Raw genomic sequence first — 16707 nt, 5'->3', positions numbered from 1 at the left:
CGCTCAGCCGACCGCGGCGACCGACCGGGCCGCGGCCGCGGTCGCGTCACCGGGTGTGCCGAAGAGGCGGCGGTACGCGGTGGGCGTGGTCTGCAGCACCTTCAGGAAGTGATGCCGCATGACCGCTGCCGCACCGAACCCGGTCTCCCGCGCGATCTCCTCGAGCGTGAGGTCGGTCTCCTCCAGGAGCTGCTGCGCGCGGAGCAGTCGCTGACGGTTGAGCCAGGCGTTCGGGGTCGTGCCGGTCTCGGCACGGAACTTCCTCGCGAAGGTCCGCGGTGACATGAGCGCCTTCCTGGCCAGTCGGTCGACGGTCAGCTCCTCGTCGAGGTGCTCGATCATCCACTCCGTGATCTGCGCGAAGGAGTCGCTGCGCGCTTCGACGACGGGGGTCTGGATGAACTGCGACTGCCCGCCGTCGCGCTGCGGCGGGACGACCATGCGGCGCGCGATGATGTTCGCGGCGGACTGCCCCAGCTCCGTGCGAACGACGTGCAGTGCGGCATCGATGCCGGCCGCGGTGCCCGCGCCGGTGACGACCTTGCCGTCCTGCACGAACAAGACGTCGGGGTCGACTTCGGTGTCCGGGAACATCTCGGCCATGCGATCGGTGTACATCCAGTGCGTCGTCGCCCTGCGCCCGTCGAGCACGCCGGCCCGGCCCAGGGTGAACGCCCCGGAGCAGACGCTGAGCACCCAGGCGCCACGCGCCACGGCATCGCGGATCACATCGAGCACGCGCTCGTCGGGTGCCTCGTCGATGAGCGACGCGGGCACCGCGATGAGGTCGGCGTGGGCCGCGGCGTCGAGGCCCTCGGTGATCATCAGGTCGAACCCGAGCTTCGTGCGGACCGGGCCGGGGTCGGCGGTGATGACGTGGAAGTCGAACGTCGGGCCGCCCTGCTCGCTGCGGTCGATGCCGAACACCTCGCAGATCACGCCGAACTCGAACGGGGCCATCTGGGGCAGGGCGAGGCAGGCGATGGTGTGCAGCATGGCGACCTCCGATGGGCGTGTACGTCGTTGGCAGGAACGCGTCGTTTGATGGCAACTCTGCCACTTTCGGCAGGATATGGCAAGGCATAGATTTTCTGCCATGACCACCATCCTGCTGCTGCTCCTCGTCGCCGCCCTCATCTTCTGGGGGATCGCCGGCACGATTCGCCTCCTCGCCCGGGACGGGTACGGCCGTCCCGAGATCGCCGCCCGCGTCAGGCACGCGGGCGGACCGCCCATCGCACAGGCCTGATCCGGATCCCACGCCTCCCCGGTACCATCGGGGAGGCGTGCGGACCGTCTGTGCGCCGGAAGGGTTGCCGATGAGCTGGCTGGTCACCGGGGGAGCGGGCTACATCGGGGCCCACGTCGTCCGCGCATTCGAGGCCAAGGGCATTGACACCGTCGTCATCGACGACCTGTCGTCGGGCCGTCGTGGATTCGTCCCGGCCGGAACGACCTTCGTGCACGGCTCGCTCCTTGACGGCAGGCTCGTGCAGGAGACGCTCGCCCGCTACAACGTGCAGGGCGTCGTGCATCTCGCCGGATTCAAGTACGCAGGGGTCTCCGTCGGCCGCCCGCTGCACACCTACCAGCAGAACGTGACCGCGACCGCGACCCTGCTCGCGGCGATGGAGAGCGCGGGCGTGCCGCGCCTCGTCTTCTCCTCGAGCGCGGCCGTCTACGGGACGCCCGACGTCGATCTCGTGACCGAGGACACCCCGAAGCATCCGGAGTCGCCCTACGGCGAGTCCAAGCTGGTCGGGGAGTGGCTGATCGCCGACCAGGGCATCGCGAGCGGCCTCGCGCACACGTCGCTGCGCTACTTCAACGTGGTCGGTTCGGGTACCGAGGACGTGTACGACGTCAGTCCGCACAATCTCTTCCCGCTCGTGTTCGACGCCCTGCTCGACGGGCGGACCCCGCGGATCAACGGCGCGGACTACCCGACGCCCGACGGCACCTGCGTCCGCGACTACATCCACGTCTCGGACCTCGCCGCCGCGCACGTCGTCGCTGCCGAGCGGCTGATGGCCGAGGCCAGGCTCGCGCCCGTCTACAACCTCGGATCGGGCGAGGGGGTCTCGGTCGGTGAGATCATGCGGACGATCGCCGAGGTCACCGGCATCGCCTTCACGCCCGAGATCGCGCCGCGGCGGGCGGGCGACCCGGCCCGCATCGTCGCATCGGGCGACCGCGCTGCGCGTGACCTCGACTGGCGGATGCGGCATTCGATCGCCGACATGGTCGAGAGTGCGTGGCGTGCACGACGCGCTGCCGACGCAGCCGATCCGGTGTAACACTTCGGCTTCCGCGACACGCGTCCGGCGTGTCGTTCCTGGCCAGAAGCCTCAGGCCATGATTGAGAGTTTGGTCGCCGCGACTTGACGCACCGGAATTACACCGGTGTAATTGTGCTGACACGCCGGAGAGGCGGTCGGTACAACTGGGTGGGAGACGATATGGGAAACCTCGAATATCGTTCTGGCGTACCTGAGGACTGGTTCGTCGATCCGGTGCGTCTGGGTCAGCCGACGGAACTGGGCATGCCGGGCGTTCGGGGGAACGCCGACGACGACGATGCACTGGCCTGGCAGAGCGATGCGCTGTGCGCGCAGACCGATCCGGAAGCGTTCTTCCCCGAGAAGGGCGGATCGACGCGCGACGCGAAGAAGATCTGCACCGGCTGCGAGGTCCGCGCCCAGTGCCTCGAGTACGCCCTCGCGAACGATGAGCGCTTCGGCATCTGGGGCGGGCTGTCCGAACGCGAGCGCCGCAAGCTCCGCAAGCGCGCAGGCTGACCCGCACAGCCTCCTGAGCCCATGGGCGCGCGAGACGACGAGGTTCGCGGCACGCCCGACGCAGTGACGGCCTGCGCAGCACGCGGAGCCTAGGCTGTCCCCGATGTTCCCTCGAGTCACCGCCGTCCTCGTCGTGCACCGCGGCGGCGACCGCCTCAGCCGCACGCTCGCGGCGATCCGTGCGCAGCACCGCGCGCCCGACGAGCTCATCATCGTCCTGACCGACGCCGACGCTGCCGCACGCGACCAGGCCGCCGCCGCGGCGCCGAGCCACATCGTCTCCCTGTCCACCAGGGTGTCGTTCGGCGAGGCCGTCCGCTCCGCCGAGGGCGTGCTGCCCCCGCCGAGCAGTGACGACGACGCGCTCTGGCTGCTGGCCGAGGACTCGGCGCCCGCCCCCGACACGCTGGCGCGGCTGAGGGCCACGCTCGAGACCGAGCGGTCCGTCGCGATCGCCGGCCCCAAGCTCATGGCGTGGGATGCACCGGACCGGATCGTCGCCCTCGGCCGGTCGATCACGAGGTTCGGCCGCGCCGTCGACCTCGTCGCCGACGAACTCGACCAGGGCCAGCACGACGAGCTCAGCGACGTGCTCGGCGTCGACCCGGCCGGCCTGCTGGTGCGGCACCCGGTGTGGCGGGCGCTCGACGGGTTCGACCCGGGGCTGCCCGTCGTCGACGACGCCCTCGACTTCTCCATCCGCGCGCGCCTCGCCGGACACCGCGTGAGTGTGGTGCCCCACGCCCGCGTCGTGGTCGGCGAGGGCGGCGTCGCCGGGCCCGAAGCCGGCCGGGGCCGGCGCGCTCGCAGGCGGCACCGGCTCGAGCGTGCCGCTGAGCTGCACCGGCGGCTCGTCTACGCACCGGCAGCCACGGTGCCGCTGCACTGGCTCGCCCTCCTCCCGCTCGCGGTGGCGCGTGCGATCTGGTTGTTGCTGACGAAGGCCCCCGGCGCGATCGGCGGAGAGTTCGCCGCGGCACTGCAGGCCATGTTCGGCCTCGGCCACGTCGCGCACGCGCGGCGCACCCTCCGCGGGGCGAAGAGCATGGGCTGGTCGGCGATCGCCCCGCTCCGCGTCCAACCGGATGAGATGCGTCGGCGCCGCCGTGCCGCCGCAGAAGCCCGCCGGGCGCGCGCTCGGGGCCGGACCGAGGAGCTGCAGTTCCTCGGCACCGGCGGCGGCTGGGTGCTGCTGGCCTCGATCGCGGTGTCGCTCGCCCTCACCTCGTGGCTGTTCAGCGCCCCGGGCATCGGCGGCGGCGCGCTGCTGCCGCTGTCCGACCGCCTCGACGAACTCTGGCGCAACGCCGCGTTCGGCTGGCGCGACGTGGGCACCGGTTTCGTCGGACCGGCCGACCCGTTCTCGGGCGTGCTCGCGGTGCTCGGTTCGATCACGTTCTGGTCGCCCTCGTTCGCGCTCGTGCTGCTCTGGCTGGTCGCCCTGCCGGTCGCCGCCCTGGGCGCCTGGTTCACGGCGTCCCGGCTCACCGAGCGCGGCTCGCTCCGTGCCCTCGCCGCCGCCGCGTGGGCCGTCGCACCCCCGTTCATCCTCGCGCTCTCCGACGGCCGGCCCGGCGCCGTGATCGCACACGCCCTGCTCGGCTGGCTCGCCTTCGCCGCGATCGGCGCGGCCTCGAGCTGGGCGTCCGCGGCGGCCGCCGGGCTCCTGCTGGCCGGCGTGGTCGCCGCCGCGCCGAGCCTCACGCCCGCCCTGCTGCTGGCGTGGATCGTCGCCCTGGCGGTCAGCGGGCGCTCCGCGGTCAGGTACGCGTTCGTGCCGCTGCCCGCGCTCGTGCTCGCCGCGCCGCTCATCTGGACGCAGCTCACCGCCGGAACCCCGCTCGCGCTCTTCGCCGATCCGGGACTGCCGACGCCCGGCGTCGTTCCGGGCACCTGGTGGCTCGCGCTCGGCTTCCCCGTCGCCGAGGCCGGCTGGTCGGAGCTCCTCGAGCCGCTCGGTCTCTCCCTCGACCCGGTATGGATCGTGACGGCGCTGCTGGCACCGCTGGTGCTGCTCGCCGCCGCGTCGGTCATGTGGCCGCGGCTGCGGGCTGCGCTGCTCGCCCTCGCCACCGCGCTCGTGGGCTTCGTCACCGCCGTCGTCGCGGCCCACCTCGCGGTCGCGACCATCGGCGACGACGCCGTGGGCGTCTGGACCGGCGCCGGTCAGAGTCTGGCGTGGCTCGGCCTCATCGCCGCGGCCGTGATCGGACTCGACGGGATCCGTCGCGGGGCACCTGCGCTCGCCGCGGTCGCGGGAGTCGCCGCCGCGGTCGCCGTGCTGCCGGCCGGGCTCGCGCTCGCGACCGGGGCTGCGCAGGTCGGCCCGGCCGGCGAGCGCACGCTGCCCGCGTTCGTCGTCGCCGCAGCCGACACCGACCCGCGGGTGACCACGCTGCGCATGCAACCACTCGTCGGGGGCGGCCTGCGGTCCTGGCTCGAGCACGGAACCGGGGCGAAGCTCGACGCGCAGTCCACCGTCGACGCCACGCGCGCCGGCCTGTCGGACGATGAGGCGCGGCTGGCCGAGCTCACCGGGAACCTCGCGTCGCGGAGCGGCTTCGACGCCGCCGCGGCCGTCGAGGAGTTCGGCACGACCTTCGTGCTGCTGGCGGCTCCGGAGTCCGCCGAGGACCGTGAGGCGGTCGCCTCGGCCGAGCGCGCACGCGCGGCGCTCGACGGAAACCCCGAGCTGATCCCGGTCGGCGACACGGCCTTCGGTGTCCTCTGGCGGTTCGCGGATGCTCCGTCGCCCGCGCCGGCCTCGGCGATCCCGCCGAACGCGGCCGGGGCCACCGGCGCCCTCTGGACGACGCTGCAGCTCATCGTGCTGGGCGCCGCCGTGCTGCTCTCGATCCCGACCGGCGCCGGCCGCGAGGACGCCAGGCAGCGGGTCCGCCGGCCGAAGCCGTCGCGTCGACGCGACCGCACGGCCCGGGAGGCCTCGGTCGCCGTGTCCGAGCCCGGAAGCTCATCCGCTGACGGAGCCACCGCAGACGAGGCATCCGCCCGGGCGGTCTCGACCGACGAGGCATCCGCTCCCGAGACATCCGCGGGCGAGGCATCCGCTCCCGACCAGCCGGCCGGCAACCGGTCCGCGACCGATGCCGTCGACGGAGCACCCGACGCCGGAGCGACCGGGAGCGAGGCGTCCGTCGCGACGGGCGCCGGTGACCCGGGAACCCCCCGTGCGGCGGCCGACCACAGGGAGGGTCCGGAACATGGCCGGTAGGCGCACGTACGTCATCGCGGGAGTCCGCGGCCTGGCGGCCGCAGCCGCGCTCGCGGTCGGGGCCGGCGCCGTCGCCGCGGCCGCGCTCGTGCCGTGGCCGCAGGTGACCGCCGAGCCGGCGTCGGTCGTCGTCGAGCCCTCCGAGAGCCCGCAGATACGCGTGTGCCCCGGCCCGCTGCTCGCGCTCGCCGACGACGCGTCCGCGGCGACCACGGCGTCGTCCTTCGGGTCGGCGTCGCTCGTGACCCAGGTCGATCCGTCGGGAGCCGAGGTCGAGGAAGTCGCCCTGAACGCACCTGGCAACCCCGATGCCGACGAGGACGGCACACCGATCGCGCTGACGACCGAGCCCGGCGAGGTCGGCGCGGGGCTGCTCGCCGGCACCCAGACGCAGACCGCGGCCACCGAGACCCTGGCCGGACTCGCGGTCGCGTCGTGCCGCGAAGCCGTCGCCGAGTCCTGGCTGGTCGGCGGGTCGACGGCGCTGGGTCGCGTCACCCTGGTGTTGCTCGCGAACCCGACCGACGTCGCCGCGACCGTCGACCTCCGGGTCTACGGCGAGGCCGGGCCGGTCGAAGCGCCCGCCGCCGTCGGCCTGCAGGTGCCCGCCCAGGGTCAGCGTGTCGTCTCGCTCGCCGGACTCGCGCCGAACATCGCGTCGCCGGTCGTGCACGTCACCGCCACGGGCGGCCGCATCGCCGCGACGCTGCAGCAGACCGCGATCGACGGCCTCGTGCCCGCCGGCGTCGAGCTCACCGGCGCGGCCGCGCAGCCGGCCCGGTCACAGCAGATCCCAGGTGTCCTCGTGACCGACGGCGACGCCGGCGTCGCCGTCGACGAGGATCACGCCGAGGGTGACGCGTTCCCCGCGCTCCGCCTCTTCGCGCCGGGCGAGGAGGCCGTGGTGGCCACGATCGGCGTCGTCTCCGAGTCGGGCGGGGGCGGCACCAGCGCCGAGGTCAATCTGCAGCCCGGGCAGGTCACCGACGTGCCGCTCGGCGAGCTCGCGGCCGGGCCGTACTCGGTCGAGATCGAGGCCGACGCGCCCGTGGTGGCCGCCGCGCGGTCCGTCATCCCGCCCGAGGCGGGCTCGGCCACCGCGCCAGACGGCCTCACCGGCGACCTCGCATGGTTCGGCGCGACCGCGCCCCTCGTCACCGACACGGCGGTCGCGGTCGGCGACGGCCCCTCGCCGCAGCTGCACCTCCGCAACCCGGGCGACGCCGCAGCGACCGTCACCCTCGTCTCGGGTAGCAGCGAGCGGACCGTCGACGTCGGCGCTGGCAGCGCGGTCGAGGTCGGCCTGACCGGCGGGCAGGGTCTCGTTCTGCGCGGCGCCGAAGGCCTGCACGCGTCGGTCTCGTACCGGTCCGAGCGCGAGCTCGCGTCGATGCCGATCGAGCCGCCCGGCCCGCTCGACGCGCCCATCCGCATCTACCCGCGATAGCGCGCCGTCGGGATGGCTGCGCTGCCGCGACGCCGGCGGCTACCGAGACATCCCCGGCTGCCGTGACGCCGGTGCTGTCGCTGCGGCTGCCGATCAGAAGTGGCGGTAGCGGCCCGGCGAGAGCTCCCACGGGTCCTTGCCGAGGAGGTCGGCGACGGCGCGGTAGACGCAGCTCTCGATCAGGAGCTTCTCGTCGCGCTCCTCGCCCTCCTGCAGCCGCAGGAAGCGCACGATCGGCAGCCGGTAGAAGATGATGCGCCGCTCGTCGTGGAACACCTTCCACCGGTCGACGTGATCGTCGTGGACGGCCTCGGCCGGCCCCTGGGCCACCTCGAAGACGACCCCCTCGAGCTGCGGCCAGAGGCCGCGCAGGTAGGACGCCGTGGTCGCGACGGTGAGATCGAACTCATCAGTGCGGGTGCGGAGCAGCGGCAGGTGAGGACCGGTCACCGGCGAGCGCAGACCCCGCCCGTGCCGGTCTCGGGCCAGCCGCCGCGGCGAGCTCGGCGTGGAGGCGACACGGCGTGAGCGGGGCATACATTCCATCGTAATGTCACCGGGCCTCGGTATTCTGGTCGAGCCATGAGACGTTGTTCGCGCACCGCCTGCACCGCCGAAGCGGTCGCGACGCTGACCTATGACTACGCCGATTCGCTCGCGGTGCTCGGCCCGCTCGCCTTCCGTCGCGAACCCCACGGCTACGACCTGTGCGCCCGGCATGCGGAGCGCACGTCGGCGCCGCGCGGGTGGCAGGTCGTCCGGCATGTGCCGCTCGGCGAGGTAGGTTTCAAGGCGTGACTACGACGCCCGCTCCCGACCACCGTGCCAGCGACCATCGTGCCGGCGACAACCGTGCCCGGCTCGACCGGATCGTCAAGGCCTACGACGTGCGCGGCATCGTCGACGAGGGGCTGACCGACGACGTGGTCACCGCGCTCGGCGCCGCGTTCGCCGACGAGGTGGGCGCGAACGGCGGCCGCCTCGTCGTCGGTCACGACATGCGCGACTCCTCGCCCAGGTTCGCGGCCGCATTCGCCGTCGGCGCGACCGCGCGGGGTGCCGACGTCGTCGCGATCGGGCTCTGCTCGACCGACGAGAGCTACTTCGCGTCGGGCTCGATGCAGGCCCCGGCTGCCATGTTCACCGCGAGCCACAATCCGGCGTCCTACAACGGCATCAAGTTCTCGCGCGCCGGGGCCCAGGGCATCTCGCTGGACACCGGCCTCGCCGCGATCCGCGATCGCGCCGCCGCGTTCCTCGAGTCGGGCATCGAGCCGGTCGAGGCGCCCGGCTCGATCGTCGAGGCCGACGTGCTCGCCGAGTACGCGGCGTACCTCCGCTCGCTCGTCGACCTCCGTGGCATCCGCCCGCTCAAGATCGTGGTCGATGCGGGCAACGGCATGGGCGGGCTCACGGTGCCCGCGGTGCTCGGCGAGGCGGCCGGTCTGCCTGCGTTGCCGCTCGAGATCGTGCCGCTCTACTTCGAGCTCGACGGCACGTTCCCGAACCACGAGGCCAACCCCCTCGAGCCGGCGAACCTCGTCGACCTGCAGCGCGCCGTCGTCGCGCACCGCGCCGACCTCGGCCTCGCCTTCGACGGGGATGCCGACCGGTGCTTCGTCGTCGACGAACGCGGCGGCGCGGTCAACCCCTCGGCGGTCGCCGCGATCGTGGCGCTCCGTGAAATCGCTCGTGTGCGCGCGGCGGGTGAGACCGACATCAACGTCATCCACAACCTGATCACCTCGCGCGCCGTGCCCGAGCTGGTCGAGCAGGCCGGCGCGACGCCCGTGCGCACGAAGGTCGGCCACTCGCTCATCAAAGACCAGATGGCCGAGACCGGCGCCGTGTTCGGCGGCGAGCACTCCGCGCACTACTACTTCCGTGACTTCTGGGGTGCCGACAACGGCATGCTGGCCGCCATGCACGTGCTCGCCGAGGTCGGCGCCGCGACCGGGCCCCTATCCGCCCTCGCCGCGCAGTACACGCCGTACGCCCTGTCGGGCGAGATCAACTCCACCGTCGACGACGTGGCGGGCGCGTACACCCGCATCGTCGACGCATTCACCGGCCGTGCCGAATTCGACGAGTTCGACGGGCTGACCGTGACGGGCGTCACCGACCAGAGCGAGCCGTTCTGGTGGTTCAACGTCCGCCCGTCGAACACCGAGCCGCTGCTCCGGCTGAACGTCGAGGGCGGCGACCTGCCGACCATGGAACGCCTCCGCGACGAGGTGCTCGCACTCATCCGCGGCAGCTGAGATCGCGGCGCGGGCGAGGGACGGTGGACCGGGGTGCCCGCTCGCGGGTCAGATCCCCGGGATCCGTGCCGGACGCGCCGACGCTGGGCGAGGTGCGCGCCAGCCCATCGTCGTATCGGCTGTGCGGCCCGGCTAGCATGTCGCCCATGCATGTCTCGGGGTTCTTCGATGCGATGCCGGCGGGGCCTGAGCGCGAGCCGGCGCCCTACGTGCCGCCCGCGTGGCATCAGCCTCCTCCAGACGAGCTCCCGGGTCGGGTCGCCCTGGACGCGGTGCTGCACCGGGATGACGCGACCGTGCTCTGGCTCAGGGACCTCTCGGTCTACGACACGGGGATCGCGGTCGCCCTGCGCTGGACGCGCCGCCGGCGTGACGAGTCTGCCGACGACTGGAACCGCCTGATCCACGGCGAGCTGTGGCACGGCTCGAGCCCGCGCGAGCACGGGCTGCTCGTCGGGTTCGAGCTGGCCGACGGGCGGCGCGTGTTCCCGGCCGACCCTTCGGCGTGGTTCGGTCCTGACTCGCGTGATCCGGAGCCGCCGACGCTGTCCATGCTCGGCGGCGGCGGTGGCGGCGGCGAGGATCGCTACAGCGGGGACATCGACACGTGGCTGTGGTCGCCGGGAGGCGTTCGCGGAGATCTCGAGCTCGTGCTCGTATGGCGTGCGCTCGGCATCGACGAGCTGCGGTACCGAGTGGACGGCGGCCTCATCGCCGGTGCCTCGCGTCCTCGCCTGCTCTGGGCGGACGCAGGCGGCGCCGATGACGAGGTGCCGGATGCCTCGTACCCACCCGACGGCGACGACACGGCAGCATCCGCCTAGGGCGAACAGCCCCGATCCGCGGTGTTGCACCGGATAGATTCGATGCAACGCGACAACGGAAACGGAGCGACATCCATGGCCGAACCGACACTGCAGCCCAGTGTGTTCGATCGACTGCTGAAGGACCGCATCATCTGGCTCGGTTCTGAAGTGCGCGACGACAACGCGAACGAGATCGCCGCGAAACTGCTGCTCCTCGCCGCCGAAGACCCGAAGAAGGACATCTACCTCTACATCAACTCGCCCGGTGGCTCGATCACCGCGGGCATGGCCATCTACGACACCATGCAGTTCGTGCCGAACGACATCGTCACGGTGGGCATCGGCATGGCGGCCTCGATGGGGCAGCTCCTCCTCACGGCCGGCACGAAGGGCAAGCGCTACATCACGCCGAACGCACGCGTGCTCCTGCACCAGCCGCACGGCGGCTTCGGCGGCACGGCGAGCGACATCCAGACGCAGGCGCAGCTCATCCTCGACATGAAGAAGCGGCTCGCCGAGATCACCGCGGCGCAGACCGGCAAGTCCGTCGAGCAGATCAACGCCGACGGCGACCGCGACCGGTGGTTCAACGCCCAGCAGGCGCTCGAGTACGGCTTCGTCGACCACATCCGCGAATCCGCGCTCGACGTGTCCGGCGGCGGCGGCACGGACCAGTCCTGAGAAGCCAGCTGTGACGAACAGAGAGAACGAGCGAATGTCAGTAACTAGTTTCGGTGGCCCTGCTTTCGGTGGAACCGCCTTCTCGGGCACCCAGGCGCCCGGTTCGCGGTACATCCTGCCCAGCTTCGAGGAGCGCACGGCGTACGGCTTCAAGCGCCAGGACCCGTACGCGAAGCTCTTCGAAGACCGCATCATCTTCCTCGGCGTGCAGGTCGACGACGCGTCGGCCGACGACATCATGGCGCAGCTGCTCGTGCTCGAGTCGATGGACCCCGACCGCGACATCATGATGTACATCAACTCGCCCGGTGGTTCGTTCACGGCGATGACGGCGATCTACGACACGATGCAGTACATCCGCCCGCAGATCCAGACGGTCGTGCTCGGTCAGGCCGCGTCGGCCGCAGCGGTCATCGCCGCCGCAGGCACGCCCGGTCGCCGGCTCGCGCTGCCGAACGCGCGGATCCTCATCCACCAGCCCGCGATGGGCGAGGCCGGGCATGGCCAGGCGTCCGACATCGAGATCCAGGCGCAGGAGATCCTGCGCATGCGCACCTGGCTCGAGGAGACCCTGTCGAAGCACTCCAACCGCTCGATCGAGCAGGTCAACACCGACATCGACCGTGACAAGATCCTGTCGGCCGAGGAGGCGCTCGAGTACGGGTTGCTCGACCAGGTCCTGACCTCCCGCAAGACGCTCCCGGCGCTCACGCGCTAGGGGCTCGCGGGTCGTGCACGCGGCGGATGACCGGCTGAACGACGGCCGTGCCATCCGCCGCGTCGTGCTGTTCGACGACGCTGAGATCGATGTGCGCGCGTGGCCTGCGAACGTGCCGGCCATCGCGCAGGTCATCGGCGACCGCGGGCTCGAGTTCGGCCCGGGGATCACTTTCCTCGTCGGGGAGAACGGCAGCGGCAAGAGCACGCTGCTCGAGGGCATCGCGACCGCGTACGGCCTGCCGCCCGAGGGCGGGAGCAGCCACGGCGGCCGGTCGACGCGCCCGAGCGAATCGTCGCTCGGCGAGTGGCTCCGGGTCGAGCGCAGCCCCGACGCGCCGCGGTGGGGCTTCTTTCTCCGTGCCGAGACCATGCACGGGTACTACACCTATCTCGACTCGCTCGGCGGGCCGGGCGGCGGACTGCACGAGATGAGTCACGGCGAGTCGTTCAACGCCCTGCTCGACGAGCGCCTCAACCACCCGAGGTACACCGCGGGTCTCGTGTGCCTCGACGAGCCCGAGGCCGCGCTCTCGTTCGCGTCGACACTGACATGGGTCGCGTCGCTGCACGAGGTGGCCCGACGCGGCACCCAGGTGATCTGCGCGACCCACTCGCCGATCCTCGCGTCCGTGCCGGGTGCGACGATCCTCGAACTCGGGGAGTGGGGCATCCGACGCGCCGAGTGGGCCGACCTCGACATCGTGACCCACTGGCGCTCCTATCTCAGCGAGCCGGAGCGCTATCTGCGCCACCTGCTGGCGTGATCGGCGTCGGCGATTCGCCCAGGGCGAACCGCCGTTTCTCCACCCAATTCGCGCGGCTCCGCCCCGATGGGTCGAGGTCGGGTTAGGCTTCCGGAAGACGCACCGAGAGGGAGGATGCGATGGCACGCATCGGGGAGAGCGCCGACCTGTTGAAGTGCTCGTTCTGCGGAAAGAGCCAGAAGCAGGTCCAGCAGCTCATCGCCGGTCCCGGCGTCTACATCTGCGACGAGTGCGTCGAGCTCTGCAACGAGATCATCGAGGAGCGGCTCGCCGAGGCCACCGAGTCGGAGTCGGGCGAGTTCGAGCTGCCGAAGCCGAAAGAGATCTACTCGTTCCTCGAGGAATACGTCATCGGCCAGGATCAGGCGAAGCGCACGCTCGCCGTCGCGGTGTACAACCACTACAAGCGCGTGCGCGCGCAGCAGGCGCTGACCTCGGCCGACCACAAGGACGACATCGAGATCGCGAAGTCGAACATCCTGCTCGTGGGGCCGACCGGCTGCGGCAAGACGTACCTCGCGCAGACCCTCGCACGACAGCTGAACGTGCCCTTCGCGGTCGCCGACGCGACCGCGCTGACCGAGGCCGGCTACGTCGGCGAGGACGTCGAGAACATCCTGCTGAAGCTCATCCAGGCCGCCGACTACGACGTGAAGCGCGCCGAGACCGGCATCATCTACATCGACGAGGTCGACAAGATCGCGCGCAAGGCCGAGAACCCCTCGATCACGAGGGATGTCTCGGGCGAGGGCGTGCAGCAGGCGCTGCTGAAGATCCTCGAGGGCACCGTCGCATCGGTACCGCCGCAGGGCGGCCGCAAGCACCCGCACCAGGAGTTCATCCAGATCGACACGACGAACGTGCTGTTCATCGTGGCCGGCGCGTTCGCCGGGCTCGAGGACATCATCGCCTCGCGGTCGGGCAGTCGGGGCATCGGGTTCGGGGCGCCGCTGCGCAGCAAGCAGGACCAAGACGACGCCTTCCAAGAGGTGCTGCCCGAAGACCTGCACAAGTTCGGCCTGATCCCCGAGTTCATCGGGCGTCTGCCCGTGGTCGCCACCGTCACGTCGCTCGATCGCGACGCGCTCATGGAGATCCTCACGGTGCCGAAGAACGCGCTCATCAAGCAGTACCAGCGCATGTTCGAGCTCGACGGCGTGCAGCTCGACTTCGAGCCCGAGGCGCTCGAGGCCATCGCCGACCTCGCCGTGCTCCGTCAGACGGGTGCCCGTGGGCTGCGGGCGATCATGGAAGAGGTGCTCGGCCCGATCATGTTCGAGGTGCCGTCGTCGACCGGCGTCGCACGAGTGGTCGTGACGAAGGCCGCTGTCATCGACAATGCGGCGCCGACGATCGTGCCGCACAAGGCTCGCCGCGCCGAGAAGTCCGCCTAGCTGCTCATTCGAAGGTGCGCAGGAGCCGCCAGCGCTCCCCGTCGTGCCCGACGTCGAACACACGGGTGTCCCCGTCGTCGCTGCGTGCCTGGAAACGCCAGCCGGCGATCGCGAGCGGCCGGTGGCCCGGCGAGACGTCGTGGTCTGCAAACGGCTCCCACCATTCGGCGGGGCCGACGAGCGGTGTCGGCGTGTCGTTGACGCGATAGCGGCGTGCCCGCCAGACGAGGCGCGTCGGCGTGCCCGCATCGCTCGTCCAGACCTCGACGAACTCCTGCACGTTCGGCATCACGCACCTCGCATTCGAATGTATGTTCGAATCGTAGCACCGGGTGCGCGGAGTCGGGACGCCCCGCTACTCGTGCTGCGGTGTGACCAGTCGTCGGGATTGTTCGCCGACACGCCGAAGACACGGGCGTCGAGGTCGGCGTGTCGGCGGAATGTCCCGACGACTCGCATCGGGTCGGTCGGTGTCGGCTCAGGCGAGGTCGTCGTCGGTGCGCGCGCCGAAGACGATTTCGTCCCAGCTCGGCATTGATGCCCGCCCCTTGCGCGAACGACCGCCCGCGGATGACGCCTTGCCGGCGCCGCCCCAGAGGGCACGAGCGGTCGAGCCGGGCGTCTCCTCGGCGGCGTCGTCGTCGGTGGTGGCCACGCGGCGGCCCGTGCCTCCCGACTGGGGTGGGCCGGCCGGCGCGCTTCCCGGCGCCGAGCCTGCCGACCGCGCCGGGGCGGGCTCGGCCTCGGGCGGCGTCGCTGAGGCCGGCACGACCGTGGGCTCGCCGGTCGCGGCCTCACGCTCGCCGCGCCGCCGCCGCAGGGCTTCGAGCAGATCGGCGGTCTCGGCATGGGTCTGCGCGGGTTCGTCGGCGCGCTTGATGGCGGCGCGCGTCACCGCGGGGCTCGAGGTCGTCGGGGTGAGCGGCGCGAGCGGGGTTGGGCGTCCGTAGGGGAGTGGCTCCGGCTGCGGTGCGGCCTGGTCGTCGCCCTGCTCGGGCTCGTCGAACGTGAACGCCCCGCTGTCGAAGCGGGCCTGTTCGGCTTCGGCGGCGACGGCGCGCAGCCGGGGGATGAGTCCTTCTTTGAGCTCGCCCTGCTGGGAGAGGGTGATCGCCTCGGAGTTGAGCGGCTGCAGCGTGCGGCGGCGAAGGTCGTAGGTCCAGCGGGCGTCGTGGTCGATCGTGTCGGCGGTGAACTCGAGCTTGACGATCCAGCCCCGTTCCTCGTCCTTCCAGCTCGCCCAGCGTTCTCCGTCGGCGCCGAGCTTGGTCAGGCGCTCGCGGATGACGGTCCCGAACGACATCGGCTCGTCGGCCGGGTCGACGTCGCCTGCGAGGTGCACCGGCACCCCGAGCGCCGAGGTCACGACGTGTTCGCGCTCGGCGATCACCGGCCCCTCGAACCGTCGCACGAAATCGACGGCGACGCCGGTGAGTTCCGCGACCTCTTCGGCCGACATCCCCGATCTGATGTGCGCCTGCACTTCGCGGGGCGAGAGCTTGGGGCCCTGGTGCGCCTCGGGGCTGGCCTGCCGGATCCGTGACTGGAGCACCTCGTCGATCTCGATCCGGAAGCGCGCTCCGTCTTCAGAGGTTGCGACGAGTGCGCCGCTCTCCACACCGATCACTGTGAGTTCCTGCATCGCGACAAGCCCTTCCGTGCGTTGCGTCTCCGGCCAAGGATGCCACGCGGGTGGCGTGTGGCCCGGGAATAGCTCGGGCGTGCCGGAAGTTGCATGGGTGATCGCATGAAAGCCTCATCGGGATGAGGGTTTGCTTACCGGCCGGTTTTCATGCAAACTATGGCCGCCGATCTCCCCGGCGGCCACGAAGAATGGATGGGCATGGCAACGGATTACGACGCACCACGGAAGACCGAAGACGACTCCGAGTCGATCGAGGCCCTCAAGGAGCGCGTGCCCGACAAGATGTCCGGTCAGGTCGACGTCGAAGACGCCGACAACCCGGGCAGCTTCGATCTCGCCGGCGCCGATTTGTCCGACGTCGAGCTCGACGTGGTCGTGCTCCCGCCGCAGGCCGACGAGTTCACGTGCGTGAGTTGCTTCCTCGTGAAGCACCGCTCGCAGATCGATCACGAGACCAAGCTCGGGCCGATCTGCCTCGAGTGCGCCTCCTGACCCCGAGGGGTCACCTACGATTCAGGCCGTCGCGATCCATTGATCGCGGCGGCCAGTTCGTTCGGCCGGCGGCTCGAGACGAGCCAGTACGGCGTGGGATCCGCGGGGTCGACGATTGGGATCCGTACCACGGGGCGGATCCACCCGCGGATCACGAGGAACGCCCGCGCGTCGAGGCCGGTGCCGAGCTCGACGCGTGCGGCCGCGTCGACGGCCGGGACCGCCTCGCCGAGGTGTTCGATTCCGATCTCCGCACGGCCCGCACGCAGGCGCCCTTCGGCCACTTCGATGACCGGCGCGGTCAGCGAGAGCGCCCCCACGACGGCGAGGTAGAGCACGATCCCGGTCACGATGCCGGCCGGCAGTGAGACCGGCGCGAGGACGAGGATGCTCGAGGGGATGAGCAGCAGGCTCACGATGAAGATCCAGGGCGTGGGCCAAAGGCGCTCGCGGTAGTCGGGCATGGG

18 protein-coding genes are annotated in these 16707 nt (G+C 71.4%); 13 read left to right on the top strand and 5 right to left on the bottom strand.

Going from position 1 to position 16707, the window contains the following annotated elements:
- Positions 1-3: 3 nt before the first annotated feature.
- Positions 4-996 carry a GlxA family transcriptional regulator gene (locus QU602_RS12120; protein ID WP_308796712.1) on the bottom strand — a complete coding sequence of 331 codons (993 nt, stop codon included), beginning with the start codon at positions 994-996 and terminating at the stop codon, positions 4-6.
- Between the two features lie 100 nt (positions 997-1096).
- Here QU602_RS12120 and QU602_RS12115 point away from each other — a divergent pair, with 100 nt between their 5' ends.
- The 5 genes from QU602_RS12115 to QU602_RS12095 all read left to right on the top strand — a co-directional run bounded on the left by QU602_RS12115 (position 1097) and on the right by QU602_RS12095 (position 7477).
- Positions 1097-1249 (top strand): hypothetical protein, encoded by a 153-nt coding sequence (locus QU602_RS12115; RefSeq protein ID WP_308796711.1) that lies wholly within the window; start codon positions 1097-1099, stop codon positions 1247-1249.
- A gap of 70 nt (positions 1250-1319) precedes the next feature.
- Positions 1320-2297 carry a UDP-glucose 4-epimerase GalE gene (gene galE / locus QU602_RS12110; RefSeq protein ID WP_308796710.1) on the top strand — a complete coding sequence of 326 codons (978 nt, stop codon included), beginning with the start codon at positions 1320-1322 and terminating at the stop codon, positions 2295-2297.
- Between the two features lie 246 nt (positions 2298-2543).
- Complete coding sequence (locus QU602_RS12105; RefSeq protein ID WP_308800165.1) at positions 2544-2798, top strand: WhiB family transcriptional regulator; 255 nt, start codon at positions 2544-2546, stop codon at positions 2796-2798.
- A 103-nt stretch (positions 2799-2901) separates the two neighbouring features.
- Positions 2902-6030 (top strand): glycosyltransferase family 2 protein, encoded by a 3129-nt coding sequence (locus QU602_RS12100; protein WP_308796709.1) that lies wholly within the window; start codon positions 2902-2904, stop codon positions 6028-6030.
- Positions 6020-7477, top strand: a complete 1458-nt coding sequence (locus QU602_RS12095; RefSeq protein WP_308796708.1) for a DUF5719 family protein — start codon at positions 6020-6022, stop codon at positions 7475-7477. Before QU602_RS12100 ends, QU602_RS12095 begins: the two co-directional genes overlap by 11 nt.
- A gap of 93 nt (positions 7478-7570) precedes the next feature.
- On the opposite strand, the gene QU602_RS12090 is transcribed toward QU602_RS12095, so the two are convergent.
- Positions 7571-8014: a hypothetical protein gene (locus tag QU602_RS12090; RefSeq protein ID WP_308796707.1), complete on the bottom strand. Its 444-nt coding sequence runs from the start codon at positions 8012-8014 to the stop codon at positions 7571-7573.
- Positions 8015-8059: 45 nt separating this feature from the next.
- Between QU602_RS12090 and QU602_RS12085 the strand changes: the two genes are divergently transcribed.
- The 7 genes from QU602_RS12085 (at position 8060) to clpX (ending at position 14103) form a co-directional block, all read left to right on the top strand.
- Entirely contained in the window at positions 8060-8275 is a 216-nt protein-coding gene (locus QU602_RS12085) for a DUF3499 family protein (RefSeq protein WP_308796706.1), read from the top strand.
- Positions 8272-9738 carry a phosphomannomutase/phosphoglucomutase gene (locus tag QU602_RS12080; protein ID WP_308796705.1) on the top strand — a complete coding sequence of 489 codons (1467 nt, stop codon included), beginning with the start codon at positions 8272-8274 and terminating at the stop codon, positions 9736-9738. The genes QU602_RS12085 and QU602_RS12080 overlap by 4 nt, the downstream gene beginning before the upstream one ends.
- Positions 9739-9884: 146 nt before the next feature.
- Positions 9885-10562: a hypothetical protein gene (locus QU602_RS12075; protein WP_308796704.1), complete on the top strand. Its 678-nt coding sequence runs from the start codon at positions 9885-9887 to the stop codon at positions 10560-10562.
- A 75-nt stretch (positions 10563-10637) separates the two neighbouring features.
- A complete protein-coding gene (locus tag QU602_RS12070) occupies positions 10638-11225 on the top strand; it encodes an ATP-dependent Clp protease proteolytic subunit (RefSeq protein ID WP_308796703.1) in 588 nt (195 codons plus the stop codon).
- A 34-nt stretch (positions 11226-11259) separates the two neighbouring features.
- Positions 11260-11943, top strand: a complete 684-nt coding sequence (locus QU602_RS12065) for an ATP-dependent Clp protease proteolytic subunit (protein WP_308796702.1) — start codon at positions 11260-11262, stop codon at positions 11941-11943.
- A gap of 13 nt (positions 11944-11956) precedes the next feature.
- Entirely contained in the window at positions 11957-12709 is a 753-nt protein-coding gene (locus QU602_RS12060; RefSeq protein WP_308796701.1) for an AAA family ATPase, read from the top strand.
- A 119-nt stretch (positions 12710-12828) separates the two neighbouring features.
- Positions 12829-14103, top strand: a complete 1275-nt coding sequence (gene clpX, locus QU602_RS12055; protein WP_308796700.1) for an ATP-dependent Clp protease ATP-binding subunit ClpX — start codon at positions 12829-12831, stop codon at positions 14101-14103.
- Positions 14104-14107: 4 nt separating this feature from the next.
- Here the strand turns inward: clpX and QU602_RS12050 are convergent, their stop codons facing one another.
- Together QU602_RS12050 and sepH are read right to left on the bottom strand one after the other, a co-directional pair.
- The gene (locus QU602_RS12050) at positions 14108-14392 is read right to left on the bottom strand and encodes a hypothetical protein (protein ID WP_308796699.1); all 285 of its coding nucleotides are present in this window, start codon (positions 14390-14392) and stop codon (positions 14108-14110) included.
- A gap of 189 nt (positions 14393-14581) precedes the next feature.
- On the bottom strand, positions 14582-15745 hold the full coding sequence (sepH, locus tag QU602_RS12045; protein WP_308796698.1) for a septation protein SepH: 1164 nt from the start codon (positions 15743-15745) through the stop codon (positions 14582-14584).
- A gap of 201 nt (positions 15746-15946) precedes the next feature.
- Here sepH and QU602_RS12040 point away from each other — a divergent pair, with 201 nt between their 5' ends.
- Positions 15947-16240 (top strand): DUF4193 domain-containing protein, encoded by a 294-nt coding sequence (locus QU602_RS12040; RefSeq protein WP_308796697.1) that lies wholly within the window; start codon positions 15947-15949, stop codon positions 16238-16240.
- 14 nt (positions 16241-16254) lie between these two features.
- On the opposite strand, the gene QU602_RS12035 is transcribed toward QU602_RS12040, so the two are convergent.
- Complete coding sequence (locus QU602_RS12035; protein WP_308796696.1) at positions 16255-16704, bottom strand: DUF3093 domain-containing protein; 450 nt, start codon at positions 16702-16704, stop codon at positions 16255-16257.
- Positions 16705-16707 lie beyond the last annotated feature (3 nt).

Origin of the sequence: Agromyces protaetiae (assembly GCF_030866785.1) — a bacterium.
In the GTDB taxonomy this organism is placed as follows: domain Bacteria; phylum Actinomycetota; class Actinomycetes; order Actinomycetales; family Microbacteriaceae; genus Agromyces; species Agromyces silvae.
This window is presented reverse-complemented; position numbering and strand designations above follow the sequence as displayed.